Consider the following 12925-nt stretch of genomic DNA (forward strand, 5'->3'; position numbering starts at 1 on the left):
CATGTGCCAGGCGCCCGTCACTGGTCCCGCCAGAGCGGCGCCCGCTTCTCGGCGAAGGCGCGCGCGCCCTCCTGCGCGTCAGCGGAGGCCGTCACCGCGGCCCACACCTCCCGCTGCTCGGCGAACACCTCCTCGTCGGTGTAGCGCACCGACGAGGCGACGATCCGCTTGGACGCGCGTACCGCGAACGGCGCGTTGGCGGCGATCCTCGTGGCCAGAGCCCGCGCCTCCTCCAGCGCACCGCCGGGCTCGCTGAGCACGTTGACCAGCCCGTACGAGTGCGCCGTCGTGGCCGGGAGCGGGTCGCCGGTGAGCACGAGTTGCATGGCCAGGTGGTACGGCAGCGCCTTCGCCACCCGCACCAGCCCGCCGCCCACGGCGATCAGGCCCCGCTTCACCTCGGGCAGCCCGAACGTGGCGTCCCTGGCGGCGACCACCAGATCGGCGGCCAGCGCCAGCTCGCAGCCCCCGGCGATCGCCCAGCCCTCGACCGCGGCGATCAGTGGCTTCGTCGGCAGGCGCTCGGTGATCCCGGCGAAGCCGCGCCCCGGCAGGGCGGGCTTCTCACCGCGGGTGAACGCCTTCAGGTCCATGCCGGAGCAGAACGTGCCGCCCGCGCCGGTCAGGATCGCGACCAGCAGATCCGGCCGGGCCTCGAACGCGTCGATCGCGGCGGCGATCGCCTTCGTCGTCTCCAGGTCCACGGCGTTGCGCGCCTCGGGGCGGTTGATCGTGATGACCGCGACGCCGTCGGCGAAATCCGTCAGCACTGTGCTCATCAGCCCTCCACTGTTCTCATCGGTAATCCCCTGTGCTGATCGGTAATCTCTACAGGCCGACGGACTTGGCGATGATGGTCTTCATGACCTCGCTCGTGCCGCCGAAGATGCGGGTGACTCTGGCGTCGGCGTACATGCGGGCGATCGGGTACTCCAGCACGTAGCCGTATCCGCCGTGAAGTTGCAGGCACTTGTCGACGACGCGGGACTGCAGCTCGGTGCAGAACAACTTGACCTTGGCCGCGTCGGCCGCGCTCAGCCCGCCCCCGTCGTGCTCCTCCAGCGCGCGGTCCACCAGTGCCTGACCCGCCTCCACGTCCGTCGCGCACTCGGCCAGCACGAACTTGGTGTTCTGGAAGCCGGACAGCGGCCGCCCGAAGACGCTGCGATCACGCACGTACGCCACGGTCAGCTCCACCGCCGCCACCGCGGCCGCCTGCGCGTTCACCGCGATGGACAGCCGCTCCTGTGCCAGGTTGTGGCCGAGGTAGTCGAACGCGCGGCCCTCCTCGCCCAGCAGGTTCGCCACCGGCACGGGCACGTCCTCGAAGGCCAACTCGGCGGTGTCCTGCGCCTTGAGCCCGATCTTGGCCAGGTTGCGGCCTACGGTGAAGCCGGGCGATGCCGCCTCGACGACGAGGATGCTCAGGCCGGTACGGCGGTTGTCCGAAGGTGGGGAGGTGCGGGCGACGACGAGCACGAGGTCGGCGTTGACGGCGCCGGTGATGAAGGTCTTGGCTCCGTTGAGCACGTAGTGGTCGCCGTCGAGGACCGCGGTCGAGGCGATGCCCGCCAGGTCGGACCCGGTGCCCGGTTCGGTCATCGCGATCGCGGTCATCAACTCGCCGCTCGCCACGCCCGGCAGCCAGCGGCGCTTCTGCTCCTCGTCGGCGTAGCGCAGCAGGTACGGGGTCACGATATCGGCGTGCACCCGTACCGTGCCGAGGCCCAGCTTGGCGCGTGCCAGCTCCTCGTTCACCACGGCGTTGAACTTGAAGCTGCGCTGGCCGCCGCCCCCGTACTCCTCGGGGACCAGCATGCCGAGGATGCCCAGCTTGCCCACCTGCCGGTAGAAGTCGCGGGGTGCCGCCCCGGCCTTCTCCCACTCCGGGAAGACCGGGACGACCTCGCGGGCGAGGAAGTCGCGGACGATGGCCCGGAACGCCTCATGGTCTTCGTCGAAGACGGTGCGTCGCATCTGCTCCCTGCCTATATTATCGAACGATCGTTAAGTTGGCTGCATGCTCGCGCGGCTGTCGTCCGGACTCCGGCCGCCTCAGCCCTTGGCGTCGCGGCACTCCACGAGGGAGAGCGACAAGTGCACGTATCGCTCCATCAGGTCGCCGACGCCGATGTCACCGGACGGCTGATACCACTGGGCGACCGCGTTGCACATCGCCAGGATCCCCCGCTGCGCCTCGTCGGGGTACGGGGTGGCGAACACGCCGCACGCCACGCCGTCGTCGATGATCTCCCGCAGCAGCCCGGACAGCGCGTCGCGCCGCTCGACGAAGCGCTCCATCCGGTCAGGCTCCAGATTGCGGATCTCCCGCAGTGCGAGCAGGCTGTCGACCTGCCGCCGCACCCGATATTCCACCGTCGCCCGCACGAAGGCGCCCAGCCGCGCCGCCGGGTCGTCCCCGGCGGTGGACAGCGCCGTCTGGCAGCCGCGGAAGCAGTCTTCGAGCGCGTCCTCCAGCAGCGCGTGGAGCAGCTCCTGCTTGCCGGCGTGGTAGTGGTAGAGGGCCGACAGGCTCAGGCCCGCCCCCTTGGCGATATCCCGGATCGAGGCGGCGTGGTAGCCGCGCTCGGCGAAGATGTCGCGGGCCGACCGCATGATCGCGGCGAGCCCGTTGCCCCGAGGCACCGCCCGGGGCTGCCGATCCGCCGCATCGGCCGTGCCGCGTGTCGCCATCGTCACATCCTATTCCAGTGCTTCCAACATCGGATCATCCCCGCCATCCAGGGCGGCCCGCCGAGGAGGGGCCGGCTAGCTCGCCTTGATCTGGTACTGCTTGGCGAGGTCGGAGACCTTGAAGTCCTCGACCATCTCCATCCCGGCATAGGCGGACTTGTCAGGACGGTGGATCTGGCTCTGCCGCGAGCTCGGCTGTGCTGGGTCGGACAGGTCCAGCGCCGGGCCGAGCCCGTCCATGCTGAAGCCGGTCACCTTGGCGCGGGCCGCGAGCACCCCCTTGCGCGTCAGGTCGTCGCACGTCCCGCCGATGATCTTCGCCCACAGGTGGGTGGAGAAGTAGGAGAGCACGACCGCGCCACCCGACTCGGGCTGTTGCGCGCCGAACTTGGCCTTCCACTTCTCGGCGAGCTTCTGCACCGCGGGCGTCCGCGCGCTGAGCAGCCCGATGCCCGAGACCCGGTAGTACTGCTTGAGCAGGGCGGGCGCCGCCGATGTGGACAGCAGGCTCGCGGCGAACGACGCGACGTTGCCCACGACCGGCACGTCCAGTCCGGCGGCCTGAGCCGCGCTGACCACCGCCGCCGTCTGCTTGGCCGTGGAGTCCAGCAGGATCGCCTTGGCACCGGCCGCCTTCACCGCGTTCACCTGGCTGGTGAGGTCGGCGTCGGTCGGCTTGATCTGCTGGCTCGCCAGCTTGAGCCCGAGCTGCTGGGTGGCGTACGTGCTGCCCTTGAGGCTGTTCTCGCCGATCTCGCCCTGCAGGTAGATGTGCCCGAGGGTGTCGCCCTTCTTCAGCTTGCCCTCGCGCACCAGCCAGTCGACGGCGTTGATCGCCTGGATGTCGTATGTGGAGCCGACCACGAGGAGGTGCGGGTCGCCGAGCAGCGTGGGCGCGAACGCCGTCAGGCCGACCAGCATGTCGTTGGCGGAGATCTTGTCCCGCAGTGCCCCGGTGACCGCCGAGCCGTAGACGTTGAGGAAGCCGAGCACCTGCGGCGCGACCTCGTCGTAGGCCGTGACCGCCTTCTGCACGTCATAGGCGTGATCACGGACGACCAGCTCGATCTTCCTGCCGCACACGCCGCCCGCCGCGTTGATCTCGTCCACGGCGAACTGGCTGGCGGTGTTACTGGTCTTGCCGGAGGTGGCGAACGCGCCGGACAGGTCCATCAGCATGCCCAGCTTGATGGTGGTGTCGGTGACGCCGGGGGTGGTGCCCTTCGAGGACGAGGTGACCTTGCTCGAACAGCCGGTGACGGCCAGGGCGAGCGCGAGGGCGGCGGCTGAGACGACGCGTGGACGGGACCGCTTCACGGGGTTCTCCTTGAATAGGGGGGACGGCGGCGCTCGCGCAGGCCGTGCACCATCGCGCGCAGCCCGCCGGGCTGGGTGAGCATGACGACCACCACGAGCGCGCCGTAGACGAACTGCGCGGCGATCGACGCGTCGAGCCCGTCCTGGCCGGGGCCGACGACCAGGGGCAGCGCGTCCGCGTACCGGGACAGCACGATCGGCAGCGCGACCACGAACGTCGCGCCGACGATCGCGCCGGACGTCGAGCCGAGCCCGCCCAGGATGATCATCGCGAGGAAGTCGATGGACAGGCCGAGGTCGAAGTAGTCGGGAACGGCGCGCTGGAAGGCCAGCGCGGTGAGCACGCCGGCGACCCCGGCGTACATCGAGGACAGGACGAACGCGGAGGCCTTGGCGCGCTGAACCCGCACACCCATCGCGGCGGCCCCCACCTCGTTGTCGCGCATCAGGCGGAACGCCCTGCCGGGACGGCCGCGCAGCACGTTGCGCGCCACGAGCGTCGCCACGGCGGTGACCGCCAGGAACAGGTACCACAGGCTTTCCACGGCCCCGAACGGCACGCCGAGCACGGCGAGGCCGGAGGAGTCGGAGAAGACGAACCCGCCCAGCGAGAACGGCGTGACCGAGCGCCCGTCGTAACCCCCGGTGACCGGGCGCAGGTTCAGCAGCAGGTGATGGCCGAGGAAGACCAGCCCTAGCGAGGCGATCCCGAGATAGATACCGCGCAGCCTGCTGGCGACCGGGCTGAACAGCAGGCCGCACACCCCGGCCAGCAGGATGGCGAGGACGGCCGCGACGAGCGGGGACAGCCCCAGGCCCTTGACGTGGCCTGTGTCGCCGCCGGACAGGAACGCGTACCCGTACGTGCCGACCGCGACGAAGAACGCGTGGCCGAGCGAGAGTTGCCCCGCCGCCCCGAACAGAATCGTCAGGCCGAGCGCCCCGACCGCCGTGGCCATCGAGAACAGGCCGATACGCAGCCAGAACGCCTCCAGGTACAGCGGTAGCGCCAGCAGTACAACGACGGCGGCGGCCAGGAGGAGGGCGCCCAGCAGCCGGCGCGGCACCGCGCGGGGGGCGATGGCGGCAGCGGTGGCGGTGGCGTCAGACACGGCTGAACTCCTTCGACCCGAACAGTCCGGACGGCCGCCACAGCAGCACGACGATCATTACGAGATAGGCCACGACGTCGCCGACGCCGAGCCCGAGAAAGGACAGCGAGTCCTGGTTCCCGGCGACGAGCACCTGGACGACCCCGACGATGAGCCCGCCCGCGATGGCCCCGCCGAGCGAGTCGAACCCGCCGATGATGGCCGCGGGGAAGGCGGCGATCGCGACGGACTCGATGCTCAGGCTGACGCCCGGGCTGGGGAAGGAGGCCAGCCCGATGCCGGCCGCGGTGGCCAGCAGCCCGGCCAGCACCCAGGCGGCGGCGGAGACCCGGCGCAGGCGGATGCCCACCAGTGCCGCGCCTTCGGCGTCGGCGATGGACGCCCGCATGGCCAAGCCCCAGCCGGTCAGCGTGAGCAGCGCGGTGAGGCCGCCGATCAGCACCGGCACGGCCACCACGGTGATGACCACCGTGAGCGGAAGCGTCAGCGGGCCGAGCTTGACCACGTGGCCGTCCCACGGCGCGCCGAGCGGCAGCACGGCCTCCCCGAGGCGCCGGGTCAGCTCGGCGGTCAGCACGACGTTCAGGCCGATCGTCAGGATCGCCATCGCGTGGTGGTTGCGCCGGTCGACGCGTGACAGCAGCAGCCGCTCGGTCGCCAGGCCCAGCAGGCCCGCGACGGCCAGGCCGAGCAGCACCGCCGCGGCGAACCCGATGCTCGGCTGGGCGGAGGCGATCACGTACACGCCGAGCAGCAGGAACGACGCGTGCGCGAAGTTGACCACCCGGGTGGCCTTGAAGACGATGACGAACCCGAGCGTGATGAGCGCGTACAGCAGGCCCAGGGACACGCCGTTGATGAGCAGTTCCAGGAGGCGGGTCATTGTTGCGTCCTCTCCGCCTGGGGGGTGGCATCGGGCTGGTCGGGTGCGCCGAGGTAGGCACTGACCACGATCGGGTCGCGGCGCACTTCGGCGGGCAGTCCCTCGGCGACGACCCGGCCGAAGTCGAGCACCGTGATCCGGTCGGCGATCGACATGACCACGCCCATGTCGTGCTCGACGAAGACGACGGTGAGGTCGAGGGCCTTGCGCGCCGTGAGGACGAGCTGTCCCAGCTCCCAGCTCTCCGTGGCGTTCAGTCCCGCGACCGGTTCGTCGAGGATGAGCAGACGCGGCTCCAGGCACAGCGCCCTGGCGAACTCCAGGCGCTTGAGATCGCCGTAGGCCAGCAGCCCGGCGGTGCTGTCCAGCCGCGCCGAGAGACCGACGAAGTGGGCGATCTCCCGTACCCGCTCCTCGTGGCGGCGCTGTTCGCGGCGGCCCAGCCACAACGCGGTCGCCACCAGCCCCGCGCTGGTCAGCCGATGCCGTCCGACCATCAGGTTGTCCAGCACCGACTCCTGCGGTGAGACCACGATGTTCTGGAAGGTCCTGCCGACCCCCAGCGCCGCGATCCGGTCGGTCCGCAACCGGGTCACCTCGTGCTCGTCGAGCAGGATGCGCCCGCCGGTCACGGGATAGATGCCGCACAGCGTGTTGAGCAGCGACGACTTACCCGCGCCGTTGGGGCCGATGACCGCGTGCACCGTACCCGGCTCGACGGTGAAGCAGACCTCGTCCAGCGCTAGCAGGCCGCTGAAGGCCAGGCTCACCTCCTCCACCGCCAGGCGGGGCGGGCTCATGCCGTCCACCTGCCCAACTCGGGCACGGGCCTGGCCTCGCCCGGACGCGGGCCGCTCTCTTCGCCGAGGTACAGGCGGCGCACCTCGTCGCTGCGCGACAGCTCGTCGGCAGGTCCGCTCAGCACCACCCGGCCCAGTTCCAGCACGTACGCTCGATGCGCGACGGACAGCGCCATGGCCGCGTTCTGTTCCACCAGTAGCACGGGCACGCCCTCGCGGCTGATGTCGCGCACAGTCTCGCCGATCCGCTTGACCAGCAGTGGCGCCAGGCCGAGCGACGGCTCATCGAGCAGCAGCAGCTTCGGCTGGGCCATCAGCGCGCGGGCGATGGCCAGCATCTGCTGCTCTCCGCCGGACAGCGTCCCGGCGCGCTGTTTGCGCCGCTCGGCCAGCCGGGGGAACATCTCGAACAGCTGACGCCGGGTACGTGCCCGAGCCTCGCGCGAGCGGACGGTGATGCCGCCCGCGTCGAGGTTCTCCTCCACGGTGAGAGCGCCGAACACGTGCCGTCCCTCGGGGACCTGCACCAGCCCCTGGGCCACGACGGAGGCCGGGTCGGCCCCGGCGATCTCCTGCCCGAGAAACCGGATCGACCCCGCGGCGACGGATCCTCCGTGCAACGGCAGCGTGCCCGAGACGGCGCGCATGAGGGAGGTCTTGCCCGCTCCGTTGGCTCCGAGCAGCGCGATCACGCCTGCCTCGGCCACTTCGAGACTCACTCCGTGATGGACCGGCTCGCGTGCGCCGTAGCGGACGACGAGTCCTTCGATGTCGAGCATCCGGCCTCCTCGATGTGCCGAGCAATGCATCGATCGTTCGTTAAGTAGGGGCTATCGATCGTTCGTTAAGTACGAGTAATGTAGGTGACCACTGAGACAAGCGTCAACAGTTGCCGGAGCCGGTTCTCACCGGAGCTCCGGCCCGATGGTGCGGGTTCGCGAAGGTCCGGCACCCCCTCAGACCAGGAGGTTTGCCATGCGTATCGGCACGACCCTCGCCTACAGCGGCGGCTTCAAGCAGGCCGCCGTCGGCCTGCGCGATCTGGAGGCCGCCGGAGTCGAGATCGCCTTCGTGGCGGAGGCGTACTCCTTCGACGCCGTGAGCCAGCTCGGGTACCTGGCCTCGGTCACCGACCGGATGCACTTGGCCTCGGCGATCCTGCCGATCTACACCCGTACGCCGTCGCTCCTGGCGATGACCGCGGCCGGGCTGGACTACGTGTCGGACGGCCGGTTCACCCTCGGCATCGGTGCGTCCGGGCCGCAGGTGGTCGAGGGCTTCCACGGGGTGCCGTACGACGCGCCGATCGCCCGTACCCGCGAGATCGTGGAGATCTGCCGCAAGGTATGGAGCCGCGAGGAAGTCGTCCACGACGGCGCCCACTACGAGCTCCCGCTGTCGGCCGAGCGCGGAACCGGCCTGGGCAAGCCGCTGAAGATCATCAACCACCCGGTACGCGAGCGCGTCCCGGTCATGCTGGCCGCCATCGGGCCCAAGAACGTCCAGCTCGCCGCCGAGATCGCCGAGGGTTGGCTACCGATCTTCGTACACCCGGCCAAGCTGCGCGAGGTGTGGGGAGCCTCGCTCGACGCCGGGCAGGCGCTCCGTGACCCGGGTCTGGGCCCGCTGGACATCGTCGTCACCATGAACCTGGCCATCGGCGCCGATGTCGACCACCTGCTCGACCGGGGCCGCAAGGCTCTCGCGCTCTACATCGGCGGGATGGGCGCCCGTGGCAAGAACTTCTACAACACCCTGGCCCGCCGGTACGGCTACGAGCGCGAGGCCGAGCTGATCCAGGACCTCTACCTGTCGGGTCGCAAGCAGGAGGCCGAGGCCGCGGTGCCCGAGGACCTGCTGCGTGCCACATCCCTCGTCGGGTCGCCGGAGTACGTGGCCGAACGGGTCGCCGAGCTGGCCGAATGCGGCATCACCACGGTCAGCGTCAAGCCCCTCGCGGACACGGCCGCCGAGCGGGTCGCCGCGATCGAACAGCTCCGCGATCTCATGCCCTGACCTGCTCGGATGGCGGTTGTTCCAGTCGGCAGAAAGAAAAAACACCACCCCCGCATGACGCACGGGGGTGGTGCATGAGGGAGGGAAGTCAGCCCTTCTCGGCCTCGCCTGTGGCCTGTTCCATGGCGTCCTCCGGGGACGCCTCCAGGTCCTGTTCGGCGTCGGCGCCTGCCTGCGCGGACGCCTTGTCGAGGCGGACCCAACTGGTCACGCTCTCCACCGCGAACAGTACGAACAGGTACGCCGTCAGTACCGCCAGCACCGGCGTCAGTACGCCCAGCGCCGCGCCGATTCCGATGATCAGCAGGCGCAGCTCCCAGCCGAGCCCCGCGTGGAAGACCCAGGCGGGCGGCCAGATGCTCTGCCGTGTCCGGTAGACGGTGTCGTAGGTGTGATAACCCACCACGTACACGAGCACGAACAGCAGCCACTTCGGTACGTCGGCCGCCAGCCCCACCGCGATGATCGTGAGGAACTCGGCGCCGCGCAGCAGCGGCGGGGTGAGCCAGTCGAGGCGGCCCAGGTGGTCGCGGGGCGCGGTCGGGAGCACCAGCAGGAGCACGATCAGCGGGGGCACGAGCAGGATAGGGCCGGGCTTCAGCACGCCGGCGACCGTGACGGCCACGACCGCCAGCAGGGCGATGAGCGTGGCCGGGACCGGCGGGATGCCCTTGCCGATGCGGCCCGCCAGCGCGTGTACGAGGGGGCCGTCGTCGCGGTAGGCGAGTAGGCGGGCGGTCTGGATGCGGCGGCGTTCCTCGTCGGGATCCGGCGTGGGAGTAGCTGCGGCCAGTGGTGCGGTGATCATGCGAGCGACCTCATGAGGCGTCCGGTGAGGGTGTAGGCGGCGGCGACGGAGCCCCAGATCACCAGGGTGAGGAAGGTGATGCGGGCGTCGAAGAGGGCGGCGGTGATCGCGATGGCCGCGAACCGCTCGCCGATGGGGAAGACGATCATCTTACGCGCCCAGTGCACCGCTCGGAACCGCCCGGCGCGGGTCCACATCTTGAGCACGCCGCGGATGCCCTGGCTGCGCTCCACCTTACGACGCTCCAGCGCCTTGCGCAGGGCGCGGTCGTCGGGGGCGTCCAGGGGCAGCGTGGGCAGCTGGGCGGGCGGTTTGCGGCGGTTGGAGACACCGAAGGAGAAGTCGAGCAGGTGGCGGGTGGACTGCAGGCCCAGCGCCGCCAGCGCGAGAATCCAGATGTCATCGCCGTTGCCCGATACGACCCAGCCGATGGCCAGGCCGGCGAAGACGACGTATTCCTTGAAGCGGTCGAAGGTGGCGTCGAGCCATGCGCCGAGTACGCCGAACTTGCGGGCGTAGCGGGCGACCTGGCCGTCGACGCAGTCGAAGACGAAGGCGAAGTAGATCAGCACGCCGCCCGCCACCATCCACGGCCGGGCGCCGGTGGCGAAGCAGGCCGCGGCGAGCACGCCGAGCGTGATCGAGATGAGCGTGACCTGGTTGGGCGTCAGGCCGCGGCGGGCGGCCCAGCGGGCGATGAAGCGGGAGTAGGTGGAGACGAAATAGGTGGTGAAGAAGCCGTCCGCACCCTTGACCGCGTTGTCGAGTCTGGCCCGGTCCTCGTCGATGCCGGACATCTCGGTGCCGGCCTCGTTGACCTCCTCCTGGGTGGTGACCCGGCGGTAGAAGAGGTCGCGGCGGCCGCGGATGCCGACGGACACGCCCTTGCGGACCAGGCCGAAGACGATCAGCTGAATCAGGTCGTCGTCGGCGCCGAACGAGCCGGCCATGTCGGCGAGCTCGCGGCAGGTCTCGGCCAGCATGGGAGCGTTGCGCGCGCTCACGTGCAGGGGGCCGAGCAGCACCGTGTTGGGCCTGGTCACGGCGTGGTTGGCGGTGCCGACGGAGATGACGCGGGACTTGCCGGCGCGGGCGCGGACGGGCAGCCCTTCGAGCTTGTTGAGCCCGATCTCGGGCTCCGCCTCGTCGATCGGGACGATGTCCTCTTGCGCCTGGTCGACCACGTCCGGGCGCGGCTCCTTGGCGACGAGGGCCAGCGCGCCGCGCTTGGCCTTGGTGATCTGGTAGATCAGCTCGTCGTGGACGATCGAGTTGTCCGGGATCAGGAACAGGTTCTCCGTTGCGGACTCGGCTACGTCGGCCAGCGCGCGCAGAGCGGAGGCCACGTCGCCGGGCTCGATCGTGGCCGGCTGCGGATCCAGGGAGAGGATCTGGCTGCGCAGCCGTTCGGCCACGGTGGGATTGCCAGGCAGCGCGGCCAGCCTCAGGCCGGTCGGAGCGGTGTCGGGGCCGGGCGAAGAGCCCAGCAGGACCACGCGGGTCATGACTCCCTTTCGAGGCGGTTGCGGGGGGTTGAACAACGGGTAGAGCGGGGACGGACGTCAAAGTCTAGTGAGGGTTGCGCAAAGTCGCTCCATCCGAGCTCTGCGGAGCCGATCCAGCCGGGCTTCGCGCCACCGTTCCACCCGGGCTTCGCGCCACCGTTCGACCCGGGCTTCGCGAAGCCACTCCACCCGAGCATGACCTTGGCGCGCCATAGGATGGGCGAGTGAGTCTCTATCGTGACGAAGGCGTGGTTCTGCGCACGCAGAAGCTCGGTGAGGCCGATCGCATCGTCACCATCCTGGCCAAGCGCACCGGCAAGGTCCGCGCCGTGGCCAAGGGCGTGCGCCGCACCACCTCGCGCTTCGGGGCCAGGCTGGAGCCGTTCACCCACGTCGACCTGCAGCTGCACACCGGCCGCACCCTCGACGTCGTCACGCAGGCGGAGACCATCAGGCCCTACGGCGAGGCGCTGGCGATCGACTATCCCCGCTACACCGCGGGCACCGCGATGCTGGAGACCGCCGACCGGCTCACACAGGGCGAGAAGGAGCCGGCGCTGCGGCAGTTCCTGCTGCTGGTGGGCGGGTTGCGTACGCTGGCCGATGGCGAGCACGAGGCCAGGCTGGTGCTCGACGCCTACTTCCTGCGCTCCCTGGCGGTCGCCGGCTACGCCCCCGCGCTGGACGCGTGCGCCCGGTGCCAGGCCCCGGCGATCAGGGCGTTCGCCATCGTGGCCGGTGGCGTGGTGTGCGGGGCGTGCAAACCGTCCGGATCGGTGGTGCCCGCGGGGGAGACGATCGGGCTCATGACCGCGCTGCTGCGCGGCGACTGGGCCACGGCCGACGCGTCGCAGTCACGGCATCGCGGCGAATGCAGCGGCCTCGTCGCCGCATATCTCCAATGGCACCTCGAACACGGAATACGCTCTCTCCGGCACGTCGAAAGGGAGCAAATAGCGAGGGAGACTGTGTGAACGTCCGACCCCCGACGCCGCATCCGTCCGGCGCGGTTGCGCCGCCGATCCCGCGTGACCTGGTGCCCAAGCATGTGGCGATCATCATGGACGGCAACGGCCGCTGGGCCAAGGCTCGCGGGCTGCCGCGCACCGAAGGGCACAAGGCCGGCGAGGCGTCGCTGTTCGACGTTATTGAGGGTGCGCTGGAGCTGGGCATTCCCTACCTCTCCGCGTACGCCTTCTCCACGGAGAACTGGAAGCGGTCGCCCGACGAGGTCCGCTTCCTCATGGGCTTCAACCGCGACGTCATCCGGCGTCGCCGTGACGAGTTGCACGCGATGGGCGTACGGGTGCGCTGGGCGGGCAAGCCGGGCCGTCTGTGGAAGAGCGTGATCTCCGAGCTGCAGACCGCCGAGGAGCTGACCAAGGACAACCGCAAGCTGACGTTGCAGTTCTGCGTCAACTACGGCGGCCAGGCGGAGATCGTCGAGGCGGCGCTACGGCTGGCCGACGACATCGCGGCGGGCCGGGTCAAGCCGTCGAAGGTCAACGAGAAGGTGTTCGCCCGTTATCTGGACGAGCCGGAGATCCCGGAGGTCGACCTGTTCGTACGGTCGTCGGGGGAGCAGCGGTTCTCCAACTTCCTGCTGTGGCAGTCTGCCTACGCCGAGATGGTGTTCCTCGACCGGCTCTGGCCGGACTTCGACCGCCGTGATCTCTGGGAGGCGTGCGAGACCTTCGCCAAGCGCGACAGGCGCTACGGCGGGGCGATCCCCAACCAGATCCCCAATCAGGTCTAGACGATCCAGCCAGGGCGCGTGGTGACCTCACCCC

General features: G+C 70.1%; 13 protein-coding genes. 3 read left to right on the forward strand and 10 right to left on the reverse strand.

Annotated features, from left to right (window positions below; translation table 11 throughout):
• Nucleotides 1-17 precede the first annotated feature (17 nt).
• From AB0J16_RS07690 to AB0J16_RS07725, 8 genes are all read right to left on the reverse strand, one after another.
• The gene (locus AB0J16_RS07690) at nucleotides 18-779 is read right to left on the reverse strand and encodes a crotonase/enoyl-CoA hydratase family protein (RefSeq protein ID WP_358535730.1); all 762 of its coding nucleotides are present in this window, start codon (nucleotides 777-779) and stop codon (nucleotides 18-20) included.
• 49 nt (nucleotides 780-828) lie between these two features.
• Nucleotides 829-1977 (reverse strand): acyl-CoA dehydrogenase family protein, encoded by a 1149-nt coding sequence (locus AB0J16_RS07695; RefSeq protein ID WP_358535732.1) that lies wholly within the window; start codon nucleotides 1975-1977, stop codon nucleotides 829-831.
• 78 nt (nucleotides 1978-2055) lie between these two features.
• The gene (locus AB0J16_RS07700; protein WP_358535734.1) at nucleotides 2056-2694 is read right to left on the reverse strand and encodes a TetR/AcrR family transcriptional regulator; all 639 of its coding nucleotides are present in this window, start codon (nucleotides 2692-2694) and stop codon (nucleotides 2056-2058) included.
• 75 nt (nucleotides 2695-2769) lie between these two features.
• Entirely contained in the window at nucleotides 2770-4011 is a 1242-nt protein-coding gene (locus AB0J16_RS07705) for an ABC transporter substrate-binding protein (RefSeq protein WP_358535736.1), read from the reverse strand.
• The gene (locus AB0J16_RS07710; protein ID WP_358535738.1) at nucleotides 4008-5123 is read right to left on the reverse strand and encodes a branched-chain amino acid ABC transporter permease; all 1116 of its coding nucleotides are present in this window, start codon (nucleotides 5121-5123) and stop codon (nucleotides 4008-4010) included. Before AB0J16_RS07710 ends, AB0J16_RS07705 begins: the two co-directional genes overlap by 4 nt.
• Entirely contained in the window at nucleotides 5116-6006 is an 891-nt protein-coding gene (locus AB0J16_RS07715) for a branched-chain amino acid ABC transporter permease (protein ID WP_358535740.1), read from the reverse strand. The genes AB0J16_RS07710 and AB0J16_RS07715 overlap by 8 nt, the downstream gene beginning before the upstream one ends.
• Nucleotides 6003-6806 carry an ABC transporter ATP-binding protein gene (locus AB0J16_RS07720; RefSeq protein WP_358535742.1) on the reverse strand — a complete coding sequence of 268 codons (804 nt, stop codon included), beginning with the start codon at nucleotides 6804-6806 and terminating at the stop codon, nucleotides 6003-6005. Before AB0J16_RS07720 ends, AB0J16_RS07715 begins: the two co-directional genes overlap by 4 nt.
• The gene (locus AB0J16_RS07725) at nucleotides 6803-7585 is read right to left on the reverse strand and encodes an ABC transporter ATP-binding protein (RefSeq protein WP_358535744.1); all 783 of its coding nucleotides are present in this window, start codon (nucleotides 7583-7585) and stop codon (nucleotides 6803-6805) included. Before AB0J16_RS07725 ends, AB0J16_RS07720 begins: the two co-directional genes overlap by 4 nt.
• Nucleotides 7586-7781: 196 nt before the next feature.
• Between AB0J16_RS07725 and AB0J16_RS07730 the strand changes: the two genes are divergently transcribed.
• Nucleotides 7782-8822: an LLM class F420-dependent oxidoreductase gene (locus AB0J16_RS07730; protein WP_358535746.1), complete on the forward strand. Its 1041-nt coding sequence runs from the start codon at nucleotides 7782-7784 to the stop codon at nucleotides 8820-8822.
• An 88-nt stretch (nucleotides 8823-8910) separates the two neighbouring features.
• On the opposite strand, the gene AB0J16_RS07735 is transcribed toward AB0J16_RS07730, so the two are convergent.
• Together AB0J16_RS07735 and AB0J16_RS07740 are read right to left on the reverse strand one after the other, a co-directional pair.
• Nucleotides 8911-9630, reverse strand: a complete 720-nt coding sequence (locus AB0J16_RS07735) for a DUF5941 domain-containing protein (protein WP_358535748.1) — start codon at nucleotides 9628-9630, stop codon at nucleotides 8911-8913.
• Nucleotides 9627-11135 (reverse strand): CDP-alcohol phosphatidyltransferase family protein, encoded by a 1509-nt coding sequence (locus AB0J16_RS07740; protein WP_358535750.1) that lies wholly within the window; start codon nucleotides 11133-11135, stop codon nucleotides 9627-9629. The genes AB0J16_RS07735 and AB0J16_RS07740 overlap by 4 nt, the downstream gene beginning before the upstream one ends.
• Nucleotides 11136-11359: 224 nt before the next feature.
• Here AB0J16_RS07740 and recO point away from each other — a divergent pair, with 224 nt between their 5' ends.
• Together recO and AB0J16_RS07750 are read left to right on the forward strand one after the other, a co-directional pair.
• Nucleotides 11360-12109 (forward strand): DNA repair protein RecO, encoded by a 750-nt coding sequence (recO, locus tag AB0J16_RS07745; RefSeq protein ID WP_358535752.1) that lies wholly within the window; start codon nucleotides 11360-11362, stop codon nucleotides 12107-12109.
• Nucleotides 12106-12891: an isoprenyl transferase gene (locus AB0J16_RS07750; protein WP_358174189.1), complete on the forward strand. Its 786-nt coding sequence runs from the start codon at nucleotides 12106-12108 to the stop codon at nucleotides 12889-12891. The genes recO and AB0J16_RS07750 overlap by 4 nt, the downstream gene beginning before the upstream one ends.
• The last annotated feature ends 34 nt before the right edge of the window (nucleotides 12892-12925 follow it).

It is taken from the genome of Nonomuraea sp. NPDC049750 (genome assembly GCF_040659625.1).
Lineage (GTDB): Bacteria > Actinomycetota > Actinomycetes > Streptosporangiales > Streptosporangiaceae > Nonomuraea.

Excerpts from the sequence above, each read along its gene's own strand:
- AB0J16_RS07720 (WP_358535742.1), bottom strand. The coding sequence starts at position 6,806 with ATGAGCCCGCCCCGCCTGGCGGTGGAGGAGGTGAGCCTGGCCTTCAGC.
- AB0J16_RS07740 (WP_358535750.1), bottom strand. The coding sequence starts at position 11,135 with ATGACCCGCGTGGTCCTGCTGGGCTCTTCGCCCGGCCCCGACACCGCT.
- AB0J16_RS07730 (WP_358535746.1), top strand. The coding sequence starts at position 7,782 with ATGCGTATCGGCACGACCCTCGCCTACAGCGGCGGCTTCAAGCAGGCC.
- AB0J16_RS07695 (WP_358535732.1), bottom strand. The coding sequence starts at position 1,977 with ATGCGACGCACCGTCTTCGACGAAGACCATGAGGCGTTCCGGGCCATC.
- AB0J16_RS07715 (WP_358535740.1), bottom strand. The coding sequence starts at position 6,006 with ATGACCCGCCTCCTGGAACTGCTCATCAACGGCGTGTCCCTGGGCCTG.
- AB0J16_RS07725 (WP_358535744.1), bottom strand. The coding sequence starts at position 7,585 with ATGCTCGACATCGAAGGACTCGTCGTCCGCTACGGCGCACGCGAGCCG.
- AB0J16_RS07700 (WP_358535734.1), bottom strand. The coding sequence starts at position 2,694 with ATGGCGACACGCGGCACGGCCGATGCGGCGGATCGGCAGCCCCGGGCG.
- AB0J16_RS07690 (WP_358535730.1), bottom strand. The coding sequence starts at position 779 with ATGAGCACAGTGCTGACGGATTTCGCCGACGGCGTCGCGGTCATCACG.
- AB0J16_RS07735 (WP_358535748.1), bottom strand. The coding sequence starts at position 9,630 with ATGATCACCGCACCACTGGCCGCAGCTACTCCCACGCCGGATCCCGAC.